General features: G+C 64.8%; 28 protein-coding genes. 7 read left to right on the forward strand and 21 right to left on the reverse strand.

Features of this window, described 5'->3' with window-relative positions; genetic code table 11:
• Positions 1 to 6 precede the first annotated feature (6 nt).
• The 15 genes from MBENS4_RS03875 to MBENS4_RS03940 all read right to left on the reverse strand — a co-directional run bounded on the left by MBENS4_RS03875 (position 7) and on the right by MBENS4_RS03940 (position 14,146).
• Positions 7 to 291, reverse strand: coding sequence for a VirB3 family type IV secretion system protein (locus tag MBENS4_RS03875; RefSeq protein WP_008642620.1), 285 nt, complete (start codon positions 289 to 291; stop codon positions 7 to 9).
• The gene (locus MBENS4_RS03880; protein WP_015014587.1) at positions 288 to 584 is read right to left on the reverse strand and encodes a TrbC/VirB2 family protein; all 297 of its coding nucleotides are present in this window, start codon (positions 582 to 584) and stop codon (positions 288 to 290) included. The genes MBENS4_RS03875 and MBENS4_RS03880 overlap by 4 nt, the downstream gene beginning before the upstream one ends.
• Before the next feature lie 83 nt (positions 585 to 667).
• On the reverse strand, positions 668 to 1,705 hold the full coding sequence (gene trbB / locus MBENS4_RS03885; RefSeq protein WP_008642618.1) for a P-type conjugative transfer ATPase TrbB: 1,038 nt from the start codon (positions 1,703 to 1,705) through the stop codon (positions 668 to 670).
• Positions 1,702 to 2,157 carry a ribbon-helix-helix protein, CopG family gene (locus MBENS4_RS03890; RefSeq protein WP_008642617.1) on the reverse strand — a complete coding sequence of 152 codons (456 nt, stop codon included), beginning with the start codon at positions 2,155 to 2,157 and terminating at the stop codon, positions 1,702 to 1,704. Before MBENS4_RS03890 ends, trbB begins: the two co-directional genes overlap by 4 nt.
• Entirely contained in the window at positions 2,154 to 4,184 is a 2,031-nt protein-coding gene (locus tag MBENS4_RS03895; protein WP_008642616.1) for a conjugal transfer protein TraG, read from the reverse strand. The genes MBENS4_RS03890 and MBENS4_RS03895 overlap by 4 nt, the downstream gene beginning before the upstream one ends.
• Positions 4,185 to 4,410: 226 nt before the next feature.
• On the reverse strand, positions 4,411 to 4,641 hold the full coding sequence (locus tag MBENS4_RS03900) for an EexN family lipoprotein (protein WP_008642615.1): 231 nt from the start codon (positions 4,639 to 4,641) through the stop codon (positions 4,411 to 4,413).
• Between the two features lie 25 nt (positions 4,642 to 4,666).
• Entirely contained in the window at positions 4,667 to 5,578 is a 912-nt protein-coding gene (locus MBENS4_RS03905) for a LysR family transcriptional regulator (protein ID WP_008642614.1), read from the reverse strand.
• Positions 5,579 to 5,738: 160 nt separating this feature from the next.
• Positions 5,739 to 5,939: a hypothetical protein gene (locus MBENS4_RS25225; RefSeq protein ID WP_124988613.1), complete on the reverse strand. Its 201-nt coding sequence runs from the start codon at positions 5,937 to 5,939 to the stop codon at positions 5,739 to 5,741.
• 14 nt (positions 5,940 to 5,953) lie between these two features.
• Positions 5,954 to 6,886, reverse strand: a complete 933-nt coding sequence (locus MBENS4_RS03910; protein WP_008642612.1) for an electron transfer flavoprotein subunit alpha/FixB family protein — start codon at positions 6,884 to 6,886, stop codon at positions 5,954 to 5,956.
• Positions 6,887 to 6,920: 34 nt separating this feature from the next.
• The gene (locus tag MBENS4_RS03915; protein ID WP_008642611.1) at positions 6,921 to 7,670 is read right to left on the reverse strand and encodes an electron transfer flavoprotein subunit beta/FixA family protein; all 750 of its coding nucleotides are present in this window, start codon (positions 7,668 to 7,670) and stop codon (positions 6,921 to 6,923) included.
• 21 nt (positions 7,671 to 7,691) lie between these two features.
• Complete coding sequence (locus tag MBENS4_RS03920) at positions 7,692 to 8,162, reverse strand: MaoC family dehydratase (protein ID WP_008642609.1); 471 nt, start codon at positions 8,160 to 8,162, stop codon at positions 7,692 to 7,694.
• A 12-nt stretch (positions 8,163 to 8,174) separates the two neighbouring features.
• Entirely contained in the window at positions 8,175 to 9,959 is a 1,785-nt protein-coding gene (locus MBENS4_RS03925) for an acyl-CoA dehydrogenase (RefSeq protein WP_008642602.1), read from the reverse strand.
• Between the two features lie 24 nt (positions 9,960 to 9,983).
• Positions 9,984 to 11,351, reverse strand: a complete 1,368-nt coding sequence (locus MBENS4_RS03930) for an MFS transporter (protein WP_017234568.1) — start codon at positions 11,349 to 11,351, stop codon at positions 9,984 to 9,986.
• 399 nt (positions 11,352 to 11,750) lie between these two features.
• Entirely contained in the window at positions 11,751 to 12,800 is a 1,050-nt protein-coding gene (locus tag MBENS4_RS03935; protein ID WP_021025934.1) for an MBL fold metallo-hydrolase, read from the reverse strand.
• A 305-nt stretch (positions 12,801 to 13,105) separates the two neighbouring features.
• On the reverse strand, positions 13,106 to 14,146 hold the full coding sequence (locus tag MBENS4_RS03940; protein WP_008642592.1) for an AraC family transcriptional regulator: 1,041 nt from the start codon (positions 14,144 to 14,146) through the stop codon (positions 13,106 to 13,108).
• 193 nt (positions 14,147 to 14,339) lie between these two features.
• Between MBENS4_RS03940 and MBENS4_RS03945 the strand changes: the two genes are divergently transcribed.
• From MBENS4_RS03945 to MBENS4_RS03975, 7 genes are read left to right on the forward strand one after another with little or no spacing between them, the layout of a single operon-like run.
• Complete coding sequence (locus tag MBENS4_RS03945; RefSeq protein ID WP_008642589.1) at positions 14,340 to 15,485, forward strand: acyl-CoA dehydrogenase family protein; 1,146 nt, start codon at positions 14,340 to 14,342, stop codon at positions 15,483 to 15,485.
• Between the two features lie 2 nt (positions 15,486 to 15,487).
• Positions 15,488 to 16,546 (forward strand): CaiB/BaiF CoA transferase family protein, encoded by a 1,059-nt coding sequence (locus MBENS4_RS03950; protein ID WP_008642587.1) that lies wholly within the window; start codon positions 15,488 to 15,490, stop codon positions 16,544 to 16,546.
• An 11-nt stretch (positions 16,547 to 16,557) separates the two neighbouring features.
• On the forward strand, positions 16,558 to 18,234 hold the full coding sequence (locus MBENS4_RS03955; protein WP_008642585.1) for a long-chain-fatty-acid--CoA ligase: 1,677 nt from the start codon (positions 16,558 to 16,560) through the stop codon (positions 18,232 to 18,234).
• A gap of 27 nt (positions 18,235 to 18,261) precedes the next feature.
• Positions 18,262 to 19,443 (forward strand): thiolase family protein, encoded by a 1,182-nt coding sequence (locus MBENS4_RS03960; protein ID WP_008642583.1) that lies wholly within the window; start codon positions 18,262 to 18,264, stop codon positions 19,441 to 19,443.
• Positions 19,440 to 20,240, forward strand: a complete 801-nt coding sequence (locus tag MBENS4_RS03965; RefSeq protein ID WP_008642581.1) for an enoyl-CoA hydratase/isomerase family protein — start codon at positions 19,440 to 19,442, stop codon at positions 20,238 to 20,240. The genes MBENS4_RS03960 and MBENS4_RS03965 overlap by 4 nt, the downstream gene beginning before the upstream one ends.
• Before the next feature lie 30 nt (positions 20,241 to 20,270).
• On the forward strand, positions 20,271 to 21,053 hold the full coding sequence (locus MBENS4_RS03970) for an SDR family oxidoreductase (protein WP_008642580.1): 783 nt from the start codon (positions 20,271 to 20,273) through the stop codon (positions 21,051 to 21,053).
• Between the two features lie 31 nt (positions 21,054 to 21,084).
• Positions 21,085 to 21,873 (forward strand): enoyl-CoA hydratase/isomerase family protein, encoded by a 789-nt coding sequence (locus tag MBENS4_RS03975; protein ID WP_008642579.1) that lies wholly within the window; start codon positions 21,085 to 21,087, stop codon positions 21,871 to 21,873.
• 46 nt (positions 21,874 to 21,919) lie between these two features.
• Here MBENS4_RS03975 and MBENS4_RS03980 read toward each other — a convergent pair whose 3' ends face one another.
• From MBENS4_RS03980 to MBENS4_RS04005, 6 genes are read right to left on the reverse strand one after another with little or no spacing between them, the layout of a single operon-like run.
• Positions 21,920 to 23,887, reverse strand: a complete 1,968-nt coding sequence (locus MBENS4_RS03980) for a relaxase/mobilization nuclease domain-containing protein (protein ID WP_008642578.1) — start codon at positions 23,885 to 23,887, stop codon at positions 21,920 to 21,922.
• The gene (locus tag MBENS4_RS03985) at positions 23,884 to 24,327 is read right to left on the reverse strand and encodes a hypothetical protein (protein ID WP_039388922.1); all 444 of its coding nucleotides are present in this window, start codon (positions 24,325 to 24,327) and stop codon (positions 23,884 to 23,886) included. The genes MBENS4_RS03980 and MBENS4_RS03985 overlap by 4 nt, the downstream gene beginning before the upstream one ends.
• Positions 24,324 to 24,899, reverse strand: coding sequence for a S26 family signal peptidase (locus tag MBENS4_RS03990; RefSeq protein ID WP_039388925.1), 576 nt, complete (start codon positions 24,897 to 24,899; stop codon positions 24,324 to 24,326). Before MBENS4_RS03990 ends, MBENS4_RS03985 begins: the two co-directional genes overlap by 4 nt.
• Positions 24,896 to 25,429 carry a DUF2840 domain-containing protein gene (locus MBENS4_RS03995; protein ID WP_039388927.1) on the reverse strand — a complete coding sequence of 178 codons (534 nt, stop codon included), beginning with the start codon at positions 25,427 to 25,429 and terminating at the stop codon, positions 24,896 to 24,898. The genes MBENS4_RS03990 and MBENS4_RS03995 overlap by 4 nt, the downstream gene beginning before the upstream one ends.
• Positions 25,426 to 25,710, reverse strand: coding sequence for a hypothetical protein (locus MBENS4_RS04000; RefSeq protein WP_039391707.1), 285 nt, complete (start codon positions 25,708 to 25,710; stop codon positions 25,426 to 25,428). Before MBENS4_RS04000 ends, MBENS4_RS03995 begins: the two co-directional genes overlap by 4 nt.
• On the reverse strand, positions 25,707 to 26,183 hold the full coding sequence (locus MBENS4_RS04005; RefSeq protein ID WP_445321501.1) for an AAA family ATPase: 477 nt from the start codon (positions 26,181 to 26,183) through the stop codon (positions 25,707 to 25,709). The genes MBENS4_RS04000 and MBENS4_RS04005 overlap by 4 nt, the downstream gene beginning before the upstream one ends.
• Positions 26,184 to 26,218: the final 35 nt, after the last annotated feature.

A 26,218-nucleotide genomic window follows, 5' to 3' on the forward strand; every position in this document is an offset into this window, starting at 1 on the left:
TTCCCCTCACACGTCCAGCAGCGGCCGGTGCTTGATGTGGCGGGCGAAGACCTGCATGAACTGCGGATCGACGCGCGCGCCCCAAACCGCCAGCGCATGACCGACGATCCAGAGCACCACGCCGGGAATCCACATCTGCAAGCCCAGGCCCACGGCAGCGGCCAAGGTGCCGTTGGTGATGGCCACGGTGCGCGGAGCGCCGCCCATCAAAATCGGCTCGGTCAGCGAGCGATGCAGCGGCACCTCAAAGCCGGGAGCGAAGCCCTGCACGCCATCGTGGGCCGCGTTCATACGACGGCCCCGCCCGAGAAGCTGAAGAACGACAGGAAGAACGAGGACGCGGCAAACGCGATCGACAGACCGAAGACGATCTGGATCAGCTTGCGGAACCCGCCCGAGGTATCGCCGAAGGCCAGCGCCAGGCCCGTGGCGATGATGATGATGACCGCGATGATCCGGGCCACCGGCCCCTGGATGGATTCGAGGATGGATTGCAGCGGCCCTTCCCAGGGCATCGAGGAACCCGCGGCCTGGGCGGTGCCCGCAAGCAGCAGCATCAGCGCCGCGAGCATCAAGCCTTGCATGGCCGGGCGAGCCAGGTTATCCAGCCGCGCGGGCCGGCGAAGAGGATTTGCGGAAGTACGGAAAGCAGGAACGATCATCTGCGTCATGGCAGTTCTCCAGAGTGGTCAGGGGACGGGGAGGAAAGGTCGGACTGCGGCAGCAGCTCCGGGAATGGAGCCTCCAGTGCATCCGCCAGTTGGTAGCCCACGCCATCGAAGCCGACGACGCGGGCGATGCTCTCGATGCGGCGCTTGCGCCCGCGCCCGGCGATGTGGATGACCACATTGACCGCTTCCGCGATCAGCGCACGGGGCGGGTTCACCGCCACTTCGAGAATCAGTTGCTCCAGGCGCAGCAATGCGCCCAGCGCGGAGCCGGCGTGGATGGTGGCGACGCCGCCTGGATGGCCGGTGCCCCAGACCTTGATGAGATCCAGCGCCTCGGCGCCGCGCACCTCGCCGACGACGACACGATCCGGGCGCAGGCGCATCGAAGACCGCACCAGCTCGGTCATGGACACCACGCCCTGGCGTGTGCGCAGCGGTACGTGGTCGCGGGCTGCGCATTGCAGCTCCACCGTGTCTTCGAGCACCAGCACGCGGTCGCCGGTGGCGGCGATCTCGGCCAGCAACGCATTGGCCAGGGTGGTCTTGCCGGTACTCGTCCCACCGGCGATCAGGATGTTCTGGCGCTCGCGCACAGCGCGCACCAGCAGGCCCGCCTGTGCGGCGGTCATCATCCCGTCCTCGATGTAGCGCGACAACGGGATCACGCCGAAGGCGCGCTTGCGCAGCGCGAAGGCTGGCCCCGGTGCAGCGGGCGGCAGGATGCCCTCGAAGCGTTCGCCGGTTTCCGGCAGCTCGGCTGTCAGCAGTGGCTGACCCCGATGCACTTCGGCGCCGACGTGGGCAGCCACGAGGCGGATGATGCGTTCGCCATCGGCCTCGGACAGCTCCACGCCCATCGGCGCGCGGCCCGTGGACAGGCGATCCACCCAGAGCGTCCGGTCGGGATTGAGCATGATTTCCACCACGTCCGGGTCTTCGAGCGCGGCAGCGATCAGCGGCCCCATTGCCGTGCGCAGCATCTGGATGCGGCGATCCAGCGATGTGGCCGTGAAGGAGGAAGGAACGGCGCTCATGAGGCTCGCTCCTGTGCTTCGGCCGTGTCCGCCATCCGCATCGGATCGGGATTCAGTTCGTCCACCACGTCGCGCACCAGACTGCGCCCACGCAGCAGGTGGCGGCCAAGCTGTTCGACAAACTGCTCGAAGCGGGCCTTGCCCTGGGCGCGGGCGGCGTCCTGATGGGCCTCGGGAACAGGTGTGCTGACGGTCAGGAAGTAGCGGATGAACAGCGCCAGCGTTTCGATGGCAATGTTCTGGTCGCGCTCCAGGCGCTCGGCGTGGCGCGACAGGCGATCCAGTCGCTTGGCGATGGCGGCTTCGCGCTGGTCGCCAGCGTCGGGCGACAGCCACGATGCAAGCGCTGCCGCGACGATGCTGGACTTGGACACGCCCTTGGCGGCGGCCAGTTCGTCGAGCCGCCTGGCGTGCTCGGGCTGGATGAAGAGATTCAAGCGGTGCTGACTCATAGCGCGATTCCGTCGTCAGGGTCGAGGGATGCCAGCCGGGCCGTGCGCTGCAGGGCCGGGTCGAGCTGGCGCGGGAGGGAGACCGAAAGAGGCAAAGGCATGTCGTCGTCATCGAGCAGCCCGAGGTCGGCTGCGGGCGCAACCAGGTCGGGGTCGTAGGCGACGGTCTCGGAGAGTTCGGGCTGACGGCGCGGGCCGCCGTCATCGGTCGAACCCAGGTGCTCCAGGCCATCGGCCGATGCCGCGGCCGGTGCGACGGGCACGGCGGGAATCGCCAGCCCACTCCAGTCATCCGCACGGGCCGGCGGCACGTCGGCATAGCGCCCCGCGGCGAGCACCGGCGGCGGCAGCACCCGTCGCTTGAAGTTGGCGTCCGCGTAGTAGCGCAGCTTCCTGGCCTTGATCGGCGCCACGCTGGAGACCATCACCACCGCCTCGTCGGGCGGTAGCTGCATGACTTCGCCGGCCGTCAGCAGCGGGCGGGCTGTCTCCTGCCGTGACACCATGAGGTGCCCCAGCCAGGGCGCGAGCCGATGGCCGGCATAGTTGCGCTGCGCGCGCAGTTCGGTGGCGGTTCCCAGTGTCTCGGATATCCGCTTGGCGGTGCGCTCATCGTTGGTGGCGAAGGTCACGCGCACATGGCAGTTGTCCAGGATCGAATGGTTCTGGCCGTAGGCCTTATCGATCTGGTTCAGGCTCTGCGCGATCAGGAAGCTGCGGATGCCGTAGCCCGCCATGAAGGCCAGCGCCGTCTCGAAGAAATCCAGCCGCCCGAGCGCGGGGAATTCATCGAGCATCAGCAGCAGCTTGTGGCGGCGCTCGATGCCATCGGAGCCGTCAAGCGATTCGGTGAGGCGTCGCCCGATCTGGTTGAGGATCAGGCGGATCAGCGGCTTCGTCCGCGAAATGTCCGAAGGCGGCACCACCAAGTACAGCGACACCGGATGCTCGGCCGCGATCAGGTCAGCGATGCGCCAGTCGCAGCGCGACGTGACTTCGGCCACCGTAGGGTCGCGGTAGAGGCCCAAGAACGACATGGCCGTGGACAGCACGCCCGAGCGCTCGTTGTCGCTCTTGTTGAGCACTTCGCGCGCCGCTGAAGCCACCACCGGATGCGGGCCACCACCCTCCTCATTCACGAGGTGGGGCGTGGTCATCATGCGGTGCAAGGTCAGATCGAATGGGCAGGCAGGATCGGAAAGGAAGTTCGCCACGCCGCGCAGCGTCTTGTCTTCGCCCGCGTAGAGCACATGCAGGATGGCTCCAACCAGCAGCGCATGCGAAGTCTTCTCCCAGTGGTTGCGCCGCTCCAGTGCGCCTTCTGGATCGACCAGGATGTCCGCGATGTTCTGCACGTCGCGCACCTCATGCCCGCCGCGCCGCACTTCGAGCAGCGGGTTGTAGGCCGCCGACTGGCTATCCGTCGGGTTGAACAGCAGGCAGTGCGAGAAGCGCGAACGCCAACCTGCGGTAATGCTCCAGTTCTCGCCCTTGATGTCGTGGATGACGGCGGATGCGGGCCACGACAGCAGGGTCGGCACCACTAGGCCCACACCCTTGCCCGAGCGGGTGGGCGCGAAGGTCAGGACGTGTTCCGGGCCTTCATGGCGCAGGTACTGCTGGCGATGCAGGCCGAGGAACACGCCCGCGGACTGGTCAAGGCCCGCTTTGTGAATGTCCTCCGCGTTGGCCCAGCGCGCAGAGCCATAGGTCGTGACCAGCTTGGACTGGCGCGAGCGCCAGATCGACATGCCGATGGCGACCAGCACCGCGAACAGGCCACTGCCCGCTGCAATGACCCCGCCCACGTCGAAGACATGCGGCGCGTAGGCATCGAAGAAGAACCACCACTCGAACAGGCGCCACGGGTGATAGACCGGCGTGCCGAGGAAATCGAACCACGGCGATCCCAGGCGTAGCTGGTACCCCAGAGCCGCTGCCGTCCATTGCGTGGCGCTCCACACTCCGGCGATCACGATGCCGAATACGACGGCAATCTGACCGAACAGCACGTTCGTCCCTTGCATGATCCTGCCTCCGAGAACGGCACAACAACGTGCCGCCCCTATCAGGATCAATGCCATAGGGAGTACCGGTCAAAGACTGAAATCGCCGGGATTAAGGCTTAAAAAGCCATAGTTCTTGCTGTGGCGAAGACAATAAAAATGCCGCAGGCACAAAGGCGCTGCGGCGTATCGAGGTAACAGTGCGCAAGCTGTCGCAGAAGCGCGACGCCGGTGCGCCTTGCGTGGGCTACGGGGCTTTCTTCTGCTCCGGCCTGTCGCCGAAGAAGCGCCGTTCGGCGGCTGCGGCTGCGCGCATGCAAAGTTCATCGCCGATCTTCGCGCGATCTTCCTTGCATTGGCGCTGGATTTCCTTGATGCGTGCGGGGTTCGCCACCAGCTCATCCACTGTCTCTGTAGGATTGGCAGGACCACAGGCCGTCATCACAACGGCAATCACGGACATCACGATTTTGTTCATGGCGAGCGTCCTTTGGATTTCGGATTCACGAATCGGTCACGTTATCGGCACCAGCCGAATCCATGGTGACGACACGTTGAATGAACCGGGTCAGCATCGGTGACGGTTCAGTATCTCGACGCAGCAGATAAGTTGTCAGCATGGGTGGCGTTCCCGCCAACTGACGGGCCTTGACTCCAGGCTCTTTACTGGATGCGATATGCGCTGCACCTGCCAGACCAACCGCCAGTCCTGCGGATACCAGGGCCATCATCACGTCGAAGGTGGCAACGCGCTGGAGGATCTGCAACTCCTCGTCCCGCTTCTGCAGGATGCGGTCTATCTGGCGAGTATGCCCCTGGCATGCGGCCGGGTCGCCGAGCACCAACCGTTGCTGCAACACCATCTCCAGCGGAATGCGCCGGTGCTCCAGCAAGGGGTGGCGCAAAGACAGCGCCACCATCAATTCGTCATCCCACGCGGGAGTCGTCACGATGCCGTCGCCTACCTCGTCCGCCATAGACAAGCCCGCGTCGTACAGGTCTTCTTGCAAGCCTCTGATCTGCTGATCCAGTGGTACCTCGAACAGGCGGATTTCTACTTCGGGCTCTTCCTCGCGGCTACGGGCCAGCAAGGCAGGCAGCCGCGATGGCGTGATACCGTCGGACAGGGCAATGCGCAACTGGCCATGAAACCCACTGGCGGCCGATTTCGCACCATCGCGCGCTTGTTCCAGTGCCTCAAAGATACGTGGAACCCGCTCCAGAAATACTTTGCCGGCATGAGTCAGTCGAATGTTGCGTGTGGTACGGGTGAATAGCTTTGCTCCTAGTTCGTCTTCCAGATCTTTGATGGCACGGGATAGAGGTGACTGATCCATATGCAGTTTTTCTGCAGCCCGAGCAAAGTGAAGCTCCTCGGCGACCGTGAGAAAGTAGCGTAAATGTCTAAGCTCCATTGGAAAATTTTCCATTCCTGCGACACGCAAGCCCCCCCCCCGGATTCTTGGGACTTTGAAGGCGGAGAATACCGGTCGTAATGCCGATGTACCAATATATCGAGCCTGTAAGTCGTTGTCGGCGAGTTAGCGACTGAGTGCGATTACTACAAGACCCGCTTCATTGAACTAGTGGTACCTTGTTGACAATCGAAGATGGTCTGAATAGCACATTTGATTCCGCCATGGTTGATGGATCGATAGCAGCAATTTCGGTAAAACAGGGATTCAATATACTCGGCACTTCTTGGCTATCGCAACTTGCCGCGCCTGCCTCAAGGGCCGCTCGCAGTTCGAACAAATACTGGCGCAGCAAGGCCATAGTCATGCTCCTATTTAGATAATTGCTGTCATCTCCGGCACGGCGGCAAACAGGTCCGCCTCCAGCCCGTAGTCGGCCACCGAGAAGATCGGTGCCTCCGGGTCCTTGTTGATCGCCACGATCACCTTGGAGTCCTTCATGCCCGCCAGGTGCTGGATGGCGCCCGAGATGCCGCAGGCGATGTACAGCTGCGGCGCCACGATCTTGCCGGTCTGGCCGACCTGCAGGTCGTTGGGGGCGTAGCCCGCGTCCACCGCGGCGCGGCTGGCACCGATGGCGGCGCCCAGCTTGTCGGCCAGCGGGGTGATGACTTCCTTGAACTTCTCTTCGCTGCCCAGCGCCCGGCCACCCGAGACGATGATCTTGGCGGCCGTCAGCTCGGGACGGTCGCTCTTGACGATCTCGGAACCCACGAAACTGCTCTTGCCGGAGTCGGCGACGGCGGCGACGGTCTCGACCGCTGCTGCGCCACCGGTGGCGGACGCGGCGTCGAAGCCAGTGCCGCGCACGGTGATGACCTTGGTGGCGTCGCCCGATTGCACGGTGGCGATGGCGTTGCCGGCGTAGATGGGGCGCTCGAAGGTGTCGGGGCCGTCGACCTTGGTGATGTCGCTGATCTGCGCCACGTCGAGCTTGGCGGCCACGCGGGGGGCCACGTTCTTGCCGCCGGCGGTGGCTGGGAACAGGATGTGGCTGTAGTTGCCCGCGATGGCCAGCACCTGGGCGGCGATGTTCTCGGCCAGGCCGTGCTTCAGGCTCGCGCCGTCGGCGTGGATGACCTTGGCGACGCCAGCGATCTGGGCGGCGGCGGCAGCAGCGGCGGCGGCGTTCTCGCCGGCGACGAGCACGTGCACGTCACCGACGCAGGCCTTGGCGGCCGTGACGGTGTTGAGGGTGGCGCTCTTGATGCTTGCGTTGTCGTGATCTGCAATAACGAGTGCGGTCATGGCTGGTGTCCTTTCGATGTTGTTGTGATGAGCCTTAGATGACCTTGGCTTCGTTCTTGAGCTTGTCAATGAGGGTGGCCGCGTCGGGCACCTTGACTCCGGCGCCGCGCTTGGGCGGCTCGCTGACCTTCAGCGTCTTGATGCGGGGTGCCACGTCCACGCCCAGTTCCTCGGGCTTGAAGGTGTCCAGCTGTTTCTTCTTGGCCTTCATGATGTTGGGCAGCGTGACGTAGCGCGGCTCGTTCAGGCGCAGGTCGGTGGTGATGACCGCAGGTATGTTCAGCGCCAGGGTTTCGAGGCCGCCGTCCACTTCGCGGGTCACGTTCACCTTGTCGCCAGCGATCTCGACCTTGGAGGCGAAGGTGGCTTGCGGCAGGTCGGCCAGCGCCGCCAGCATCTGACCCGTCTGGTTGCAGTCGTCGTCGATGGCCTGCTTGCCCAGGATCACGAGGCCGGGCTGTTCCTTTTCGATCAGAGCCTTGAGCAGCTTGGCCACGGCCAGCGGCTGCAGTTCTTCATTGGTCTCGACCAGGATGCCGCGGTCGGCGCCGATGGCCATGGCAGTGCGCAGCGTTTCCTGGCACTGGGCCACGCCGCAGGAGACGGCGATCACTTCGGTGACCACGCCTTTTTCTTTCAGGCGCACGGCTTCCTCAACAGCAATCTCGTCGAAGGGGTTCATGCTCATCTTGACGTTGGCGATGTCCACGCCGCTGCCGTCGGACTTCACACGCACCTTGACGTTGTAGTCCACCACGCGTTTTACGGATACGAGAATTTTCATGAGAGGATTTCCTATTGAGGTTCAGGCCACCGAGGGCATGGCCTGGAGCTCGCTTGCTGCGCGCTGCGCACGCGAAGTGATCATCACCGTTGCCTCGCCCTCGATGACTACGGTGTCCTTGACTCGGCAGACCGTGGACAGCACTGCCCGTGCCTTGGCCACCTCCACCGACAGTACGGTGACCGCGGCATGAACGGTGTCGCCCGGTTTGACAGGCACCTTGAAGCGCAATTGCTGCCCCAGATAGACCGTACCTGGCCCCGGCAGCCGGTTTGCGACCGCTGCAGAAATCACGCTGGCCGTCAGAAAGCCGTGCGCGATGCGTGCGCCAAATCGCGTCGTGGCCGCGAACTCTTCGTTGAGATGTACCGCATTGGTATCGCCGGAGACGCCAGCAAACATCACGATGTCCGCTTCGGTAATGGTCTTCGAGAAGCAGGCGTTCATGCCCGGCTGCAGATCCTCGACGTCGTAGCCATTCAGGTCGTTCATCGTCTATATCTCTCAGAGCTGGTCGTCCGACAATGCCAACGTGCTGGCCGCGCCATGGACCACGATGTCGCGCAGCGCGGAGGCCTCCACCAGGATGTGCGTCGCATAGTGGCTGGCCGTGATGCGCTTGGCCCGCAGAAAGCCCGCATCGCTGGAATCCGCCGCCAACTGCGCCGTGGCGGCTTCGGCCATGCGCGCCGACAGCCAGCCACCGATCACGGTGCCCGCCAATCGCAGGAAAGGCACCGCCCCCGCGGCGCAGTCCTGCGGCTGCGCGTCACTGTGGGCCAGCTGCCAGTCAGCCCCGTCCTCCAGAGCCCGAACTGCTCTCATCAACGCGTCGCCGATGGACGAGAGCTCCGGGTCGCGCGCATCCATCAACCGGCGCGCATCGCTGTCGATACGTGTCAACAAGCCCTTCAGCGTGCGTCCCCCCTCGCGTGCCAGCTTGCGGCCGATCAGGTCGTTGGCCTGGATGCCGGTGGTACCTTCATAGATCGTCGTGATGCGGGCATCGCGGAAGTACTGCGCGGCCCCGGTTTCCTCGATATAGCCCATGCCGCCATGAATCTGCAGGCCATCGGAGGTGATGCCCTGTGCGCTGTCGGTGCACCAGCCTTTGACCACAGGCGTCAGCAGGCCAACCAGGGCCTGTGCCTGCGCGCGCTCCTGCGCATCGGGGTGTCCGGCGGCGCGGTCCATCTGGCCGGCACAGAAATAGGCCAGCGCGCGCATGGCCTCGGTGCGCGCCTTCATGTCCATCAGCATGCGCCGCACGTCGGGGTGGCCAGCGATGGTGCTGCTGCCGGCCAGCGCCGGCTTGCCCTGCACGCGCTCGAGCGCATAGGCCCGGGCATGCTGGTAGGCACGCTCGGAAACGCCCACGCCCTCCAGCCCGACGTTCAGCCGTGCGTGGTTCATCATGGTGAACATGCACGCCAGCCCCTGGTGCGGCTCGCCGACGAGATAACCGATCGCGCCCCCGTTGTCGCCGAAAGTCATAGAGGCCGTGGGGCTGCCGTGGATGCCCAGCTTGTGCTCGATCGAGGTGCAGGCCAGGTCGTTGCGTTCGCCCAGGGAGCCGTCGTCATTGACCAGGAACTTCGGGCACAGAAACAGCGAGATGCCTTTCACGCCCGGCGGCGCATCGGGCAGCCGGGCAAGCACCAAGTGCACGATGTTCTCGGTCATGTCGTGCTCGCCCCAGGTGATGAAGATCTTGTTGCCGCTGATGCGGTAGTGATCCCCCTCGGGCACGGCGCGGCTGCGCAGCGCGGCCAGATCGGATCCGGCCTGCGGCTCGGTGAGATTCATGGTGCCGGTCCAGCGGCCGGCGACCATGGGCTCCAGAAAGCGCTGCTTGAGCGCCTCGCTGCCGTGGTGGGCAATCGCCTCCACGGCACCGAGCGTGAGCATCTGGCACAGGCTGAAGGCCAGGTTGGACGATTTCCACATCTCCAGCACGGCGGTGGACACCAGCGTGGGCAGTCCTTGACCGCCCCACTCTGTGGAGGCCGGCATTCCAATCCAGCCGTTCTCGCAGAAGCTGGACCAGGCCTCGCGAAAGCCATCGGCGGGCGTGACCTCGCCATCGTGCCAGCGCGCGCCCTGCACATCGCCCGTACGGTTGAGTGAATCCAGCACGCCGGCGGCATAGTGGGCTGCCTCCTGCAGGATGGCCTCGACCAGGTCGGGTGTGGTCTCTTCATGGCCGGGCTGGGCGCAGATCGCTTCCAGGCCTCCGACTTCCTTCATCGTGAACAGCATGTCGCGCAAGGGCGCGGTATAGACAGACATGGCGGACTCCTTTGATGGTAGCGATCAAGCGTTTTGCGGTGTCGGCTGCAACGGGCGCAGTTCTGGCACGGCCTCTTGCGGAGTCGCCGACGTCGGGCCGCCGTACTTGATAAACGCCAGGGCGATTGCGCCGAGGACTCCGAAACCGCCGATCACCAGGAAGTTCTGTTCCAGCGGTAGTTCCAGTGCGACGATCTGGCCGATCAGCAGAGGCGCCGCAATAGCACCCAGGCGCCCTACGCCGGAGGCCATGCCGATACCGGTCGAGCGGATGGACATCGGGTAGAACTGCCCGCAGAAGGCATAGGCCACCAGTTGCGCACCAGTGGTGCAGGCGCCGACCGCGCCAATGATCAGATAGCGCACCTCGGTCAAGGTCTGGAACGTCATCAGGTACAGCAGCACGCCGCCCAGCGCATACATCGCCACCAGCACCCACTTGATGTTGAACTTGTCGGCGAGCCACCCGCCGCACACGGCACCGATGATCGCGCCAACATTCAGCGCGATCACGAAGCTGAGGGCAGACCCCAGGCTGTAGCCAGCCATCGCCATCAGCTTGGTCAGCCAGCTACTGAGCGCATAGACCATGAACAGACCCGAGAAGAAGGCGACCCAGAACAGCGCCGTGCTCAGGCCCCGCCCGTCCTGGAAAAGGCGGGTAACCGGTGCACCTGCCATGCGGTCAGCTGCCGGCACGAAGAACTGGGCGTCCGCCGGGTGCTTGCCGCCCGGCTGGAGATGGCGTGCCACTTCGGCTAGCTCACCATTGCGACGCTGAGCGATCAGGTAGGTCATGGACTCCGGCACCAACTTCAGGATGAACGGAACTAGCAGCACGGGCACCCCCGCCGCGATGAACACGGCCTGCCAGCCATACTCGCCGATCAGTTGCTTGCCCAGCACCGCAGCCAGGATGCCGCCCAGTGCGTAGCCCGAAGTCATCAGTGCCGTCATCAGGCTGCGGATCTTCTTGGGCGAATACTCGACCATCTGTGCCACGATGACCGGGAGCACGCCACCAATCCCCAAGCCAGCAATGAAGCGCACCACGCTGAAGCTGATGGGGTCCTTGGTGAATCCGGCGGCCGCAGTGAACACACTGAACAGCATGACACCAATGGAGAGGGCCCAGCGACGACCAATCCGGTCGGACAGCGTGCCCAGAACCATAGCACCGAACATCATGCCAAACAGCGCCGAACTGGCCATGAAACCGGCAGTCGATGCGTTCACGCCCATCTGCTGCATGATGGACGGCAGGGCGATGCCCACCACGGCGATGTCATAGCCGTCAATGATGAGAATCAACAGGCACCATAGAAGCACCTTGGCATGAAAGCGGTTGAAGCGAGCGTCGTCGGCGAGCTTCTGCATGTCGATTTGGCACACGTGTTTGTCTCCTTTGAACTTGGCTCCGGATCGTGGGGACGGCGGTCATCGCCGCACCGCTACATATCGTCCAGCGCACGCAAGGAATCGTAGGTGCCGGTGCAGCAATCCGCGATGACGAAGCGCCCCGATCGAATGACAAACGGCCCCTTTCTGAGGGCCCCGTCAAGTGCGCCAAGAGGTCAAGCGTCAAGCAAAATTGAGATGAACCCTGTCGAGCATCTGTGAAAGGTGCCACTTCAAGACCAGTTCGCAAACAAGGTGTTCAAAGGACCGAAGGCCATACACGGCGCGCTGGTGCAAATACCCATTGCTCTCGAAACACCCCCCCACAAAGAACCCAGTCAATGACTGGGCTTGATTGGGTTGCTTCTACATCCTTGAGGGCAAATTAGCGCATCAGGCGAGCCGATAGCGCATGGCGCCGTCTTCATCCTCTGCAGACACGATTTCCCCACGCTGGTCGAGATAGTTCAGGTGGGCGAGTGTCTCTCCGGTCGCGAGGTTGAGGTGCATTTGCTCCGCAACAGTGGACGAACGGTACAAGACGCGAACTAGGTCGATGACCCTTAAAGGCTGCGCAAGTTGTTGCCTGACACGGTCTGTGCCTTTCACGGCGCTCGCACGTAGTTGCTCCAACCGTAGGTGCAGGCCATAGAAAGGTTCGTTGTGGGCAGGCAGAACCAAGACGCTCCCAGGTACGCGTTGCAGCAATCGGTCGATGGAGTCGAGCCAGCCCTGCAAAGGATTAGCATGCGGCTCGGTGGCGTACACGGAGGTATTGGAACTGATCCTGGGAAGAACCTGATCTCCCGATATCAGCAAATCCAGTTCGCGCGAGTAAAAGCACGCGTGCTCGGGAGAATGTCCTGTGCCAACAATGACCTCCCATTCCTGATTCCCGATCCGCAACATCTGACCATCCGTGAGCCGTACAAAGCTGTCAGGCAAAGGATGAATCATTTTGCCGAAGTCACCAAACCGAGTGCGATACTCATCGACCTCGGTGTCGCTCCATCCGGCTCTCCGGTAGAAGCGAACACCATCGACTGGCGCTTCCCGCCCTGAATCGGCAAGCATCACCCGACAGCTTAAATACTCGTCTCGTGTCATCCACAGCGCGCATTCGAAGCGACGTGTCAACCATCCCGCCATGCCCACGTGATCCGGGTGCATGTGCGTCGCCATTACACGGGAGACAGGACGGCCTGCTAGCGGCCCCTGAGGAGCGAACAAGGCGAACCATGCGTTCATTACGTCCACGCTACGAATTCCGGTGTCCACGACCGCCCAACCAGAACCATCGCTCAATACCCAGAGGTTGATGTGATCCAGGGAAAACGGCAGCGGCATGCGTAGCCACAGCACACCTGGCTTGATTTCAATGGCTTGACCAGGCAGCGGGAGATGAGAGAACGGATACGAGAGTGCCGGGGCTGCGTCGGTCATGATGCTTGGTTTACATTCTGGCAATGCCGCTTCAATGGTGCACAGCCATCACTCTTATGCTGTGCGAGTTCATTTTTAGCTTAAGGTCAGCACTGACAAGTGACAATGACGAATGACCTCGATAGGCTGACGGAAAACGTCTGCGTCCTGGCGCAGCCAGTCACTGCGCTGCCGTCGGTGCAACCCCCAACGGCGGTCAACAGTCTCTTGAGCGCACAAGAGCCTCGCCCGAAGCAGGCCACGGCCCCGGTAGCCATGAAGGCGCCGATCTCCTCGGCGGCCAAGCTGAAATTGGTCGGATACCTCTATGTAAGGTACTGCTTGGTGCGCGAGCGGGCACGGTAGGCTCCCGGCGCGCTGCCGGTCCAGACCTTGAAGGCGCGTTGGAAGGCGGTGCTGTCGGTGAAGCCCAGGTCAGCGGCGATGGCGGCGAGCGAGGCTTCGCTGCTGGTCAGGCGTACGATCGCCATGTCGCGCCGCAGTTGGTCCTTTAGCGCCTGGAAAGAAGTGCCCTCGGAGGCCAAGTGCCTCTGCAACGCACTCACCGACATGTGCAGGCGCTGCGCAGTGACGGCCAGATCAGGCCATTCGGGACTGGCCCGCTGCAGCACCATGCGGACCCGCGCGCTGGCGCTGCGCTCGTTCAGGTACGGCCCCACCACGTTGCCTGGCGTGGCGCGCAGGAAGGACTGCAGCGCGTCCCGATCGCGCCGCACCGGCTGTTTGAAGGCATCGGCGTCGAACCAGGCGGCCGTGCGCGGCTGCCCAAAGCACAACGTGCCGGAAAAGATGCGTTGGTAGTTCTGCGCGTGAGGTGGCGGCGCAAAGTTGAAGTCGAAGCGCTGCGGCACCAGTCGGCCGCCGTGCAGCCATACCAGCAGTCGCCAGAACACGCGCAGCAGATGTGCGTGCAGGAAGTCGGCATGCGCGCCCGGGCCGCCACGCATATCGAGCGCGACACCCGTCAGCCTGCCCTCAGTCACGGGGACTAGCGCCACATCGTCCTGCAGCAAAGCAAAGGATTCACCCAGGCGGCGCAGGGCGAACGACAATGAGTGGGCAGTGAACGCACTGCGCACCATCAGTGCGAAGCTGCCCGGGCGCATCGGCCGCCCATGCAGGTAGCCCAGGCACTCGTCGTTCAGGCTGTCCTTGACGGCGATGAACAGCGCGTTGAACTGCTCCACGGTCACGCGCGACTCCTCCAACTCCAGCAGCGATTCACTGATGCCCGCGCGCCCCAGCACACCTACCAGCCATTCTGGCGTGGCCAGCCCCTTGCCGCGCGCACCGTCCAGCAGGCCATGCACGGCAAAGATGGGAGCGGTTAAGACGGGTTCCAGCATGGCGTGTGATCTAAGGGGCCAACGCCGGTCGCATAGGCCGAAAGAAGTTAATTGTCAGTTGATTGAGGTAATCCGCCATCGCCCTTGCAAGGGCCAATTACTACGATTGTGTCATCCCCAAAACATTTCGGCAGTGGCACTGCGCGGAACGTCCGATGCGGGGACAGAAGCCAACATATAAGGAGACGCTCTCATGTTGCCACAGCTTTATCGCCACGCCTGGATGGACGGCGAGATCGACGCATTTCGCGAGCAGGTGCGCCGCTACGTTGCCGCCGAATTCACGCCCCGGCTCGATGAATGGCGCCGTCAGGGCTACATCCCGCGCGAGGTCTGGCGTCCATTCGGCGAGATGAGCTTTCTGCTGCCCGAGATGCCCGAGACCTATGGAGGCGCCGGCGCCAGCCTTGCCTACCAGTTGGTGGTGCAGGACGAGCTAGCCAAGGCCGAGATGCCAGTCAATATCGCGGTGCACACCATCGCTTCGCACTACATCCTGGACTTCGGCACGGAAGCGCAAAAGCAGCGCTGGCTGCCCAAGGTGACGAACGGCGAGATGCTGGCCGCCATCGCGATGACCGAGCCGGGTTGCGGCTCGGATCTAAAGGCCATTTCCACCCGGGCCCGCCGTGACGGAGACCACTACGTGATCGACGGCGCCAAAACCTTCATCACCAACGGCTTCACTGGCAACCTGCTGATCGTCGCGGCGCGCACCAGCGGCGCGGGCAGCAAGGGGGTGTCGCTGTTTGTGCTGGAAACCGAGAATCTGCCCGGCTTTCGCGTTGGCCGACTACTGGAGAAGATCGGCATGCAGGCATCGGACACGGCGGAGTTGTTCTTCGACGGCGTGCGCGTGCCAGCCGACCAACTGCTGGGCGAGGTCGAAGGCAAGGGCTTCGGGCAGTTGATGGGCGCGTTGCCCTACGAGCGCATGCTCATTGCCGTGCCGGCGGCCGCCACTATCGAGCAGGCACTGGCCGTCACGGTGGAGTACACGAAGCAGCGCAAGGCCTTCGGTGCGCCCCTCTTCGATATGCAGCTCACGCGCCAGAAACTGGCTGAGGTGGCCACTACCGCGCATGTGGTGCGCAGCTTCGTCAACGACTGCACCCAGCGCCTGTTGGACGGCACGCTGGATAACGAGGCCGCCTATATGGCCAAGTGGTGGTGCACCGAGCAGCAGTGCCGCGTGGTGGACGAATGCCTCCAATTGTTCGGCGGCTACGGCTACATGGCCGAGTACCCGATCGCGCGGATGTATGCCGCTTCGCGAGTGCAGAAGATCTATGGCGGCGCCAACGAGGTCCTGAAAGACCTGGTTTCGAGGAAGCTGTGAACATGTCGCACACGTTGCATACGCTGCAGATGCCGCTGCACGGCGTCCGCGTGGTGGAGTTCGAGGGCATAGGGCCAGGCCCGCTGGCCGCCAGGATGCTAGCTGACATGGGCGCCGAGGTGATTACGCTGACACGCGCCGAGCAGGCCGCTGCGGCGCGGCGGCTGGGCGGGGCGGTGGAGAACCCGCTGCGCCGCGGCAAGACGGTCGAGGTCATCGACCTGAAGTCGCCCGAAGGCAAGGCGCGTGCCCTGGACCTGATCGCTCAGGCAGACGCCTTGATCGAAGGCTTTCGCCCCGGTGTGATGGAACGGTTGGGCTTCGGCCCCGCCGAGTGTGCGGCGCGCAACCCCAGGCTGGTCTACGGCCGCATGACGGGCTGGGGCCAGGACGGCCCGCTCGCCCAGGCCGCCGGACACGACATGAACTACGTCGCGCTGACCGGCCTGCTGTCGCTGTCGGCACACAAAGGGCAAGCGCCCATCGTTCCGCCCACGGTACTCGGGGACGCGGCCGGGGCGCTGGGCATGGCTTTCGGCGTCGCCTGCGCGCTGGTCGATGCGCGCGCCACCGGCCGCGGCCGGGTCGTGGACGCCGCCATCGTTGACATCGTGGCAATGCTGGGCACCCTGGTGCACTGGATTCGCGCCAATGGGCAGATCGATGGCGCGCAGCCGAGTCCGTTTCACGATTCGCCGTTTTATGACGTGTACGCCTGCGCCGACGGCGGCTTCATCAGCCTCGGCGCGATCGAGCCGCCTTTCTACGCCTTGCTGCTGTCGAAGCTGGGCCTGGCGGACGTGGAGCCTGCCGACCAGTACGACACGGCAACGTGGCCGGCGCTGAAAGAGCGCATCGCAGCCCTCATCCGCAGCCAGCCCCGAGCGCACTGGTGCGCGCTGCTCGAAGGCAGCGACGCTTGCTTTGCACCCGTGCTCAGCCTCGCCGAGTCGGTGCAGCATCCGCATAACGCGGCACGGGGCATCTACCAGATCACCCCCTCCGGCGCCATCGAAGCGGCCCCGGCCCCACGGTTCCAGGCACTCGACACAACTACCTAGGAGACAAGCACATGACCGAAACCGTCCAGCCCACCAAGCCTGTCCGCGGCTGCCCGTCCACCACGGGCAACGAGCGCCAACTGAACACCACGACGCTGATCCGCCACGCTGCACGCACCCATGGGGATCAGGAGATCGTGTATCGCACACCCGGCGGCGGCTGGGACCGCTACACCTATGCCGACTGCTACGCACGCGTCTGCCGCAGCGCCAATGCGCTGCGCGCGCTCGGCGTCGAGCCGGGCGACCGGGTCGGCGTCCTGGACTGGAACAGCCGGCGCCACTTCGAGCTGTACTGGTCCATCCCCGGCCTGGGCGCGGTCATGCTGCAGATGAACCTGCGCCTGGGCCCCGAGGACCTGGGCTACGTTGTCGGCCATAGCGACGTGTCCTACGTTTGCGTGGACGAATCATTGCTGCCTATTGCCGAATCCGTCGCAGCGAACTCGCCCCAGATCAAGGGCTGGATCGTTATGACCGAAAAGCCGCTGGACCAGGTCAAGACCACGCTGGCGCCGCTGCTGCACTACGAAGACCTGCTGGCCGCCGCCGACGCCAAGATCGACTGGCCCGAGATCGACGAAACCTCGGCTTACAGCGCCTGCTACACCACCGGCACCACGGGCAAGCCCAAGGGCGTGTACTACTCGCACCGCGGCATCTACCTGCATTCCACGGGCATGGCCACCAACATGGGCATGACGCTGGACGACTGCGTCATGCTCATCACGCCCATGTTCCACGGGCAGTGCTGGGGCCTGCCGCAGGCGGCCACGCTGCTGGGCGACAAGATCGTGCTGCCGGGCCGCTACGCCGCCGAGGACACCAAGCCATTGGTCGACACCATGATCGCCGAGGGCGTGACCATCACCAACGGCGCACCGGCCATCTTCCAGCCTATGCTGCAGTACATCGAGACGTTGCCGGTCAAGCCGGACTTCAGCCGCATGCGCATGCTGTCCGGCGCCACCGAGCCACCTCTGTCGATGATGATCGGCTTTTACGAACTGACGGGTGCCGAGGTGGTGCACGGCTACGGCGCCACCGAAGCCACGACGCTGGTGGCGGTCAACCGCCTCAAGTCCACGCTCAAGAAGCGCCTGACCCAGGACGAGCAGTGGAACCTCAAGCGCAAGCAGGGCCTGATCCTTACCGGGGTGGACATCCGCATTCTCGATGCAGACGACCAGGACCTCCCGCACGACGGACAGTCGGCTGGCGAGATCTGCCTGCGCGGCCCCTGGATCACGACCAGCTATCACGACATGCCGGATTCAGGCGACCGCTTCCTGGAGGGCGGCTGGTGGCGCTCGGGCGATGTCGGCACGGTGGACGAGAACGGCTACCTCAAGGTTACCGACCGCATCAAGGACGTGATCAAGAGCGGCGGTGAATGGATCTCATCCATTGACATGGAGAACCTGCTCATGGGCCATCCGGCTGTGCGTGACGCCGCAGTGGTCGGCATTCCGCATGCTAAGTGGCAGGAACGGCCGCTGGCCCTGGTGGTGCTGAAGCCCGGTCAGCAGGCGACCCAGGAACAACTGCAGGAACACCTGAGCAGCGCGTTCGCCAAGTGGCAGTTGCCGGACCAGGTTCTGTTCGTCGAAGCCATCCCCAAGACCAGCGTCGGCAAGCTCGACAAGAAGCGCATACGCGTTGAGCATGCGGACCGCTACGCCGAGTGAGCCAACCTTTTGCTACAGGAAAACAACATGAATGACCATGAACCCGTCATCGTCGGTGCGCTGCGCACCCCCGTGGGCAAGCGCGGCGGGCGCTTGCAGAAATGGCACCCCGTTGATCTGCTGGGTGAGACGCTGCGTCAGCTGGTCGAGCGCTCCGGCATCAACCCCGCCGATCTGGACGATGTGATCGTCGGTTGCGTGCTGCAGTGGGACCAGCAGCACGGCAATCTGGGCCGGCATGCCGTGCTGGCGGCGGGGCTGCCAGAATCCGTCCCGGCGGTGACGGTCGACCGGCAATGCGGCTCCGGCCAGCAGGCGGTGAGCTTTGTCGTGCACGGTATTCAAGCGGGCGCCTACCAACTGGCCATCGGCGCCGGGGTAGAGTCGATGTCGCAGGCGCCCATGCCGCCGTCATTCAAGCCCGGCGCGCCGCTCGGCGCGCAATACAGCCCGCGTGAGCTGGCGCGCTACCAGGGCAACCCGCTGATACCGCAAGGCGCTTCGTCGGAGTTGATGAACAAGCGCTTCGGCCTCACGCGCGAGGCGCTGGACGCCTTCGCCGTGCGCAGCCATCGGCGCGCCATTGAGGCTTCGCGGGCTGGTCGTGTCCAAGACCAACTCGTGCGGCTGCATGAGGATCCGACCGACCCAGACAGCCCGCTCGTCACCGCCGACGAGGGCATGCGCGCCGACCCCAACCCCGAGAAGATGGCTACGCTTAAGCCCGTGTTTGCCGCAGACGGCGCTACAACGGCTGCTAACTCCTCGCAGATCAGCGACGGCGCCGCCGCGCTGCTGATCGCCAGCCGCGCCTACGCCCAGCAGCACGGCCTGAAGCCGCGTGCGCGCTTCGTCAGCACCGCAGTGGCGGCAGCCGACCCTGTCATCCAGTTCACTGCTGTGCTCGATGCCACCCGCAAGGCGTTGAAGGAATCGGGGCTGACCCCGGCCGACATCGACCTGTTTGAAGTCAATGAGGCATTCGGCGGCGTGCCGCTGATGTTCCAGCAGGAATTCGGCATTCCGGACGACCGCCTCAACGTCAATGGCGGCTCGGTGGCCATCGGCCATCCGCTGGGCTCCACTGGCGCGCGCATGCTCACCGACCTGCTGTGCGAGCTGGAGCGCCGAGGCGGCCGCTATGGCTTGCAGACCATCTGCGAGGCTTCGGGCACGGCCAACACCACCATCATCGAGCGCCTGGCATGAACGAGGCCACCATGAGCGAAGCCAGCGAAGTGCTCGTCAGCCGCGAAGGCGCCATCGTCACCTTGATCATCAACCGCCCGCGCGCGAAGAACAGCTTGAACCGCGCAGTATTCGATGGCCTGCGTGCACAGCTCGTGCAACTGCGCGACGACGATGCCGTACGCGCGGTCATCATCACCGGCGCCGAGGGCGTGTTTTGTGCAGGGGCCGACATCACGGCCTTCGACTCTCTGCGCGCCGAACCGCTGCTGGGCGACCGTGCGGCGGCAGGTGGCCACTTCTGGGCGGAACTGGAGCGCTTCCCTAAGCCCGTCATCGCAGCCGTGGAAAAGCTCGCGCTGGGCGGCGGCACGGAACTGGCGTTGGCCTGTGACATTGCTATCGCTGGCGAGTCCACCAAGTTCGGCGTGCCTGAAGTCAAGCTGGGCGCCATTCCCGGGGCCGGGGGCACCCAGCGTCTGATCCATGCCATCGGCAAGTCCAAGGCTATGGCCCTGCTGCTGACCGGCGATTTCATCGACGCCCGCAAAGCCTGCGATGCGGGCATGGTCGCCGAGGTGACGGCTGACGGCCAGGCCCTGCCGACGGCGTTGGCGATGGCCAACCGGATTGCATCCAATTCGCCGCTGGCCGTGGCACTGGCGAAAGATGCGGCACTGGCCAGCTTTGAAACTCCGCTCGCGCAAGGCCTGGAGCATGAGAAGCGTAATTTCCTCGTCGCTTTGCATTCGGCCGACAACCTGGAGGGGCAAGCCGCATTCCTCGGCAAGCGCCTCCCCCACTTCACGGGCCAATAGCGCCTGTCTCTCATCCATCGAGCAAAAATCATGCAACTCAATTCCGACATCTCCGCCGTCATCACCGGGGGCGCTTCCGGCCTAGGAGCTGCCACGGCCAGGCGCTTGGCCAGCCATGGTGTCAAAGTCGCCATCTTTGACATGAACGAAGCCATCGGCCAGGCGTTGGCCAGCGAACTTGACGGTGTTTACTGCAACGTGGACGTGACGTCCGAGGAGCAAGTGGACGCCGCCTTCGCCAAGGCCCGCGCGGCCATTGGACAGGAACGCATTCTGGTCAACTGCGCCGGTACTGCCGATGCCGTCAAGACGGTCAGCCGCGACAAGAAAACCGGCGAAATCCGCCCATGCCCAACAGATCGTTTCAATCGCATCATTCAGATCAACCTAGTGGGCACCTTCCGCTGCATCGCCAAGTCAGCCGCGGGCATGTTGACGCTCGCGCCGCTGGCCGATGGCGACCGCGGCGCCATCGTCAACACTGCGTCGGCCGCCGCACAGGATGGCCAGGTTGGCCAGGCCAGCTATGCTGCCAGTAAGGCTGCCATCGTGGGCATGGCCTTGCCGATTGCGCGCGACATGATGGACGAAGGGATCCGGGTCAACACCATCATGCCGGGGATCTTCGGAACACCATTGCTGCTGGGCCTGCCGGACAACGTCAAGCAGGCGCTGGCGGCCAGCGTGCCCTTTCCCAAGCGTTTGGGCGATCCCGATGAATTCGCGCAGGCCGTCGAGTTTCTCGTCACCTGCGGCTACATGAACGCCGAGTCCATTCGGGTGGATGGCGCTATTCGCATGGCGCCGCGCTGACGCCTGAAATCTTGGCCCATCAGGAAGCGTCATGTCCGAAAATTCTGTCATTCTCGAAAAGCATGGTGCTGTTGCGACCATCACACTCAATGCGCCTCAGAAAAAGAATGCGCTGAGCACGTCTGTCGTCAACGTGCTAGCTGGCGTCATTGCAGACGTCGAACGTGACGGCTCGATTCGCGCTTTGCTGCTGCGCGGCGAGGGCCGGATGTTCAGTTGCGGCGGCGACATCGACGAAATGGCGGCAGCAGGCGAAGCGTTGTCTACCTTGGTCGATGACGAATTGAGGGTGGTCGAACGCATGATTCCTCAATTCGCCAGCCTGCCATTCCCGGTGGTCTGCGCCGTACAAGGCGCGGTCGCTGGAGGCGGCCTCGGACTAGCATTGGCCTCTGACTACCTGATTGCCGCAAGTGGGACGAAATTCGTGGCGGCCCACACCGGCCTTGGATACGCGGGGGATTTCGGCATCAGCTGGCTCCTGCCGCGCGCAGTGGGCGGACGACGCGCACGCGACATGATCCTGACCAACCGCGTGGTCGGTTCGGATGAAGCCTTGGCCTGGGGATTGGTCGAGAAAGTAGTTCCGGGCGAGAGCCTGCTGGACGAAGCGCAGCGCATGACGGTGCAATTCTCGACCGGTCCTACGCATGGTTATGCGGGCGCCAAGCGCCTGCAACTTGCTGCCTTCGAGAGCGGTCTGGTGACCTCATTGAGGTTAGAGGCGGCCGAAATGAATCGGGCCTCGAAAACCACGGATTCGCTGGAAGCGGTCCACGCGTTCGTCGCAAAGCGAGTGCCTCAGTTTACCGGACGCTGAACGGTTGTAGACGCATCCAGTTGGTGGAGTTCAATTGCCGTTGGCGTCAGGTAATGGATAAACCCAACTGGCGTCGGATTTGCCAGGATACAGTGCCACCATGTATCTGTGCAGAAATCAGCATGCCGAGTCGTTGTTCGATGACCGGCTTCCACGGCACCAGGCTGAACCCCATACCGTCATCCAGCATCGCGTAGCGCCCGCTGGCCAGCATGAGGCTGCGGCGGTAGATACCCGCCACGCGCTGCCCCTCAGCTACCGGACGATGCTCCAAGCCCGTATCAGCGGCAATGTCCTTCGCGGCCTGCGCCACTTCCCGATTGCGCAACGCGCCCAGCAGATTGCGCGCCAGGATCACGCGCTGGCCGCGCCGCTCGGCCAGTCCCTGTTCGGCCAGGAAATCGGCGCGCTGCTGTAGCGCCTGCTTGGCCTCGCCGCCAAAGCCCAGGTCACCCAGACCGGAGCCGCCGCCGATCAACTGCTGATCCAGCCAGGTGGCACCGATCACGCGGGCCTGCCGCTCGATGGGCAGGTGCGATTTCAGCTCCACGGCCACGCCGCCCAGGCGCTGCGCGTCGTACTGGCGGCCACGCTCAGGCAAGTCACCGGGCACCTTCCATAGTCCCTCAGCGACGCGCTCCACGATGCCCGCTCGGCGCAGGGCTTCAAGGCGGCGGACATGGGCCGCAACCACTTCATGCGGGTCGCGGCCATCCTTGGCCTGGCCTTGTGCAATGGCCAAGTGATGGTCGGTGCGGTACAGCCCATTGGTCGCCAGCGCGGTGATGGTCTTGTCCGCTGCGCGCACCTCGGCGGAGCCTTTCACCTCGACCACTGCGCTCATGGGGTACTGCTCCAGTTCCGTCCTGGGCGGCAGCGCCACATAGTGGGCCTTGCCGTCGATGCCATCGACCACCAGATAGCCCCGGTCGTACAGTTCGTCGGCCAGTCCTTTGCCCGCCACGCGGCCGATGATGGAGTGTCCATCCTCGCCCGGTTGGAACACGGCCAGGTCACGCTGCTTGCCGCCCATCGCGCGCTGCATGGTGCGGATGATGTCGCCACGTTCTCCCATGGCCCGCAAGGTTTTCTCGGCATCGGCATGCACGGCCCAAGTGCCGGGCTGGGTCTGCGTGGCAAGCCCCATGCGTTGAAGCCGCTGCAAGCGCCCGACCAGCAGCAGACGCTGGCGTTGCAGTTTGGGTTCGTTGAAGCGCTCGACCTTCACCAGGCCGTCCACCGCCTCGCGCTGGAGGGTGCGATCCAGGCTCGTCCACCGCTCCTGTTCCACTTCGCGGGCTAGGGTGCGCTGGATCTCCAGCTCGGTGCGCGGCCCCAGCCATTCGGTGGCCAGTTCCATCGCCCGCTCGCGCATGCCGCGGGTGATGTACTCCTGCGAAATGATGAGATCCTTGCCAGTGTCGTCCTTGCCGCACAGCACGACATGGGTGTGCGGGTTGTCGGTATTCCAGTGATCGACCGCCACCCAATCCAGGCGGGTGCCCAGGTCGGCCTCCATGCGCTGCATCAGGTGCCGGGTGTAGGTGCGCAGGTCTTCGAGCTGCTCCGCATCCTCGGGCGAGACGATGAAGCGGAACTGGTGGCGGTCGCCCTTGCCACGCTCCTCGAAGGCGGCCGTGTCCGCCTCGTCGGTGATGGCGCCATAGGCACGGCCCTGTCCACCCTGGCGGTCCACGCCTTCGCGCTCGATGTAGCGCAGGTGCTGCACGGTGGAGCGGCCGCTGGCCTGCTGCAAATACACCAGCCGCACCTTGACCGTGGCCCGGCGAGAAAGCGCCGTCAACGACTGGCCCGTGAAGCGGGCTGCGACATGACCGCGCCCCAGGCGCGAACCGGGGGGCTTGCCGGTGGTCTTGCGCCCCCGGCCAGAGACGCCAGCGGCCTTGCTCGTCTGGCGCAGCACCTGGGCAATGAAGGTGTCGCCGCGCTGCCTGGGCTTGCTGGGCCGCACGCGAAAACGGTCATCGTCACCGGGATTTCCGCGCTGGCTCATGATGCAGTCCCCACCAAGCCCATCGCGCCCGAGCGCATGCGGCACACGGTATTCCCAATGCCCGCAAGGCCTTGGGGCTGCTGGCGGCACGAAGCCACCTTGTGGCGAGTGCCGCCCCCAACCCACGTGCAGACTGGCTTTGCGCGCGCCGTGGTGCCGCGCCCTTCAATCTTGCCTTCCGCCTTTGCCCCTCGCTGGCGCTCCGGGCAGCGGCGGCCCGGCGGCGCTGCTGCGTGAGCAGCCAGCGCGCCGGCGAACGCGGCGACGGCCATAGGCCGGGCGCGTTCGAGGCAAGACGCCTGCACATGGGAAGGCAGCGCGAAGTGCAGCGCGGATGCGCTGGCATTGCACGCGCGACGACATGCAGAAAGCCACTGGATCGGCACGCCCGATGGCACGATGAGATGCACGGCAACGTGCAGCGAATTGGCCGCCATCATGGGCGGGCCTCCAGCCAGACCGGACGCGCAACGCCGATCACGGCGGACGCGCGCACGGGCCCGAAATACCGGCTGTCGAATGACGCCGGGTTGGTGACGCTGAGCAGGAACAGCTCGCCGGGCCGCAGGCGGCGGCACTGCTGCCAGGATGGCAGCGGCCGGCCCCAGCGGTCGGCGGACAACACAGCGGCCGAAGGCACACCGTCGATGCGAACGCTGCCGCCAGTAATGCACACCTCCTGCGGTGCTATCGCGCCCACGCGCTTGAGCAGTGGAACGCGCGTCGGCAGGTAGCCGCGCTGCGCGGCCAGCGCGGCAGCGTCAGGCGGCAGCGTGGTCAGGACGATGCTGCCCACGGCCAATGGACGTGGCAGCGCGCCGGTGCGCAGGTCAAGCGGATCGACGCGATACCAGCCGACCGCCACGCTGTCGGACGGGTTGTAGGTCAGACGCGGCAACGGATGCACAAAGGACGCCCAGGCCAGCGCAGCGAGGCCGCAGGCGGACAGGCCCGCCAGCACGAGGCGAGCGCGCAGGCGTGAGCGAGGCCGCGTTGCCATCATCGTGGTCATGGCAATGCCCTCCCGGCCAGCCAGGCGGCGTGCCGCTCGGCGGTGTATTCGGGCAGCGGCAGGCGCGCAGCGAGCCGATTGCCCAGCGTGCGCCAGTACGCGGGCGAGACGGCAACGGGCGCGATGCCCAGCGCCTCGATGGCGTCGATGCGTTCCAGCACGGCGCGCACCTGGTTGTCGCCCTCGGCGTGCAGCAGCAGGCGCGCGCCTGGCTGCACGCCGGGGATGCGCTGCGCCGCATCCAGCGGCGTGCAAGCCTGCATCACCATGAGCTGCCAACGCACAGTGCCGTAGTCGTTGGCCTGCCAGTGGATGCGGCACAACATGGCGCCCGGCTGGAACACCGCGCAGCGCCGCCAGCGGTCGAGCTGGTGTGTGCGCGCAGGCTCGCCGAAGCGCAGGTAGAGCTTGAAGCGCGGTTCGATGTAGGCCAGTGCCACGCGCGTCAGCGGCGCGCTGGCAGGCTGGCCGGAAGGTGCTGCGAGCGCAGCCGTGGCCGCGCTAGCGGCAGGCGAAGCGGATGCAGTCATGGTGCGTTCTCCCTACGTTGCTCTGGAAACTCCCGTTCCAGCAGGCCGCGCAGCAGGTCGGCCACGGTCACGCCTTGCGTGAAGGCCGACACCTTGATGCGCGCCCGCATCGCGGACGTGATGTCGAGAGTCAGGCGGGCGGTGTAGAGGTCGCCCTTGCCCAGCGCATCCGCGTCGCCCTGGCGAATCCACGCCTCGGCATGCGGATTCGCGGGCGGACGCGCGCCGATGCCGACGCGCTTGGCCGTGCGCTTGCTGTTCGGTGATGGCTTCTCTGTCATGACGGCCACCGCAGCAGTTCGTCTACCAGCGCAGTGATTTCACGCGCGGCCGCGCTGTCCGGCGCCGTCTCGCGTGTAAGCCGGCCAGCGGCCACGCTGTCGGCGAACACGATGCGTTGATGCACTTCCGAGCGCAGCGCAGGAAGCGGCTGGTCTGCGAGCGCCTGGCGTGCTTCGCGTCCGATCACGGTGGTGCTGACGCGCCGGTTGATGACGAAGGCCGCGCGCAGCGCAGGCCGGAACACCTGCGCCTCGCGGATCAGCGCCACCATCTCGGCGCTGGCCCACAGGTCGTAAGGGCTGGGCTGCACCGGGATCAGCACGCGCTCGGCCGCCAGCAGCGCGGAGCGCGCCAAGGCGGCGATGCGCGGCGGCCCGTCGATGACGACGTGATCGGCCCGCCTGGCGAGTTCTGGCGCCTCTTGGTGCAGCGTTTCGCGTGCGAGGCCCACGGCGCCGAACAGCCGTGGCAAGCCTTGCTGGCTTCTGCGCTGCGTCCAGTCCAGCG

This window comes from Novosphingobium sp. MBES04 (assembly GCF_000813185.1).
Classification (GTDB): domain Bacteria; phylum Pseudomonadota; class Alphaproteobacteria; order Sphingomonadales; family Sphingomonadaceae; genus Novosphingobium; species Novosphingobium decolorationis.

Excerpts from the sequence above, each read along its gene's own strand:
- MBENS4_RS03965 (WP_008642581.1), top strand. The coding sequence starts at position 19,440 with ATGAACGAGGCCACCATGAGCGAAGCCAGCGAAGTGCTCGTCAGCCGC.
- MBENS4_RS03925 (WP_008642602.1), bottom strand. The coding sequence starts at position 9,959 with ATGTCTGTCTATACCGCGCCCTTGCGCGACATGCTGTTCACGATGAAG.
- MBENS4_RS03995 (WP_039388927.1), bottom strand. The coding sequence starts at position 25,429 with ATGACTGCATCCGCTTCGCCTGCCGCTAGCGCGGCCACGGCTGCGCTC.
- MBENS4_RS03960 (WP_008642583.1), top strand. The coding sequence starts at position 18,262 with ATGAATGACCATGAACCCGTCATCGTCGGTGCGCTGCGCACCCCCGTG.
- MBENS4_RS03980 (WP_008642578.1), bottom strand. The coding sequence starts at position 23,887 with ATGAGCCAGCGCGGAAATCCCGGTGACGATGACCGTTTTCGCGTGCGG.
- MBENS4_RS03890 (WP_008642617.1), bottom strand. The coding sequence starts at position 2,157 with ATGAGTCAGCACCGCTTGAATCTCTTCATCCAGCCCGAGCACGCCAGG.
- MBENS4_RS03895 (WP_008642616.1), bottom strand. The coding sequence starts at position 4,184 with ATGCAAGGGACGAACGTGCTGTTCGGTCAGATTGCCGTCGTATTCGGC.
- trbB (WP_008642618.1), bottom strand. The coding sequence starts at position 1,705 with ATGAGCGCCGTTCCTTCCTCCTTCACGGCCACATCGCTGGATCGCCGC.
- MBENS4_RS03905 (WP_008642614.1), bottom strand. The coding sequence starts at position 5,578 with ATGGAGCTTAGACATTTACGCTACTTTCTCACGGTCGCCGAGGAGCTT.
- MBENS4_RS03910 (WP_008642612.1), bottom strand. The coding sequence starts at position 6,886 with ATGACCGCACTCGTTATTGCAGATCACGACAACGCAAGCATCAAGAGC.
- MBENS4_RS03935 (WP_021025934.1), bottom strand. The coding sequence starts at position 12,800 with ATGACCGACGCAGCCCCGGCACTCTCGTATCCGTTCTCTCATCTCCCG.
- MBENS4_RS03875 (WP_008642620.1), bottom strand. The coding sequence starts at position 291 with ATGAACGCGGCCCACGATGGCGTGCAGGGCTTCGCTCCCGGCTTTGAG.
- MBENS4_RS03945 (WP_008642589.1), top strand. The coding sequence starts at position 14,340 with ATGTTGCCACAGCTTTATCGCCACGCCTGGATGGACGGCGAGATCGAC.
- MBENS4_RS04000 (WP_039391707.1), bottom strand. The coding sequence starts at position 25,710 with ATGACAGAGAAGCCATCACCGAACAGCAAGCGCACGGCCAAGCGCGTC.
- MBENS4_RS03990 (WP_039388925.1), bottom strand. The coding sequence starts at position 24,899 with ATGACCACGATGATGGCAACGCGGCCTCGCTCACGCCTGCGCGCTCGC.
- MBENS4_RS03985 (WP_039388922.1), bottom strand. The coding sequence starts at position 24,327 with ATGATGGCGGCCAATTCGCTGCACGTTGCCGTGCATCTCATCGTGCCA.
- MBENS4_RS03915 (WP_008642611.1), bottom strand. The coding sequence starts at position 7,670 with ATGAAAATTCTCGTATCCGTAAAACGCGTGGTGGACTACAACGTCAAG.
- MBENS4_RS03975 (WP_008642579.1), top strand. The coding sequence starts at position 21,085 with ATGTCCGAAAATTCTGTCATTCTCGAAAAGCATGGTGCTGTTGCGACC.
- MBENS4_RS03970 (WP_008642580.1), top strand. The coding sequence starts at position 20,271 with ATGCAACTCAATTCCGACATCTCCGCCGTCATCACCGGGGGCGCTTCC.
- MBENS4_RS25225 (WP_124988613.1), bottom strand. The coding sequence starts at position 5,939 with ATGGCCTTGCTGCGCCAGTATTTGTTCGAACTGCGAGCGGCCCTTGAG.
- MBENS4_RS03880 (WP_015014587.1), bottom strand. The coding sequence starts at position 584 with ATGCAAGGCTTGATGCTCGCGGCGCTGATGCTGCTGCTTGCGGGCACC.
- MBENS4_RS03950 (WP_008642587.1), top strand. The coding sequence starts at position 15,488 with ATGTCGCACACGTTGCATACGCTGCAGATGCCGCTGCACGGCGTCCGC.
- MBENS4_RS03920 (WP_008642609.1), bottom strand. The coding sequence starts at position 8,162 with ATGAACGACCTGAATGGCTACGACGTCGAGGATCTGCAGCCGGGCATG.
- MBENS4_RS03900 (WP_008642615.1), bottom strand. The coding sequence starts at position 4,641 with ATGAACAAAATCGTGATGTCCGTGATTGCCGTTGTGATGACGGCCTGT.
- MBENS4_RS03940 (WP_008642592.1), bottom strand. The coding sequence starts at position 14,146 with ATGCTGGAACCCGTCTTAACCGCTCCCATCTTTGCCGTGCATGGCCTG.
- MBENS4_RS03955 (WP_008642585.1), top strand. The coding sequence starts at position 16,558 with ATGACCGAAACCGTCCAGCCCACCAAGCCTGTCCGCGGCTGCCCGTCC.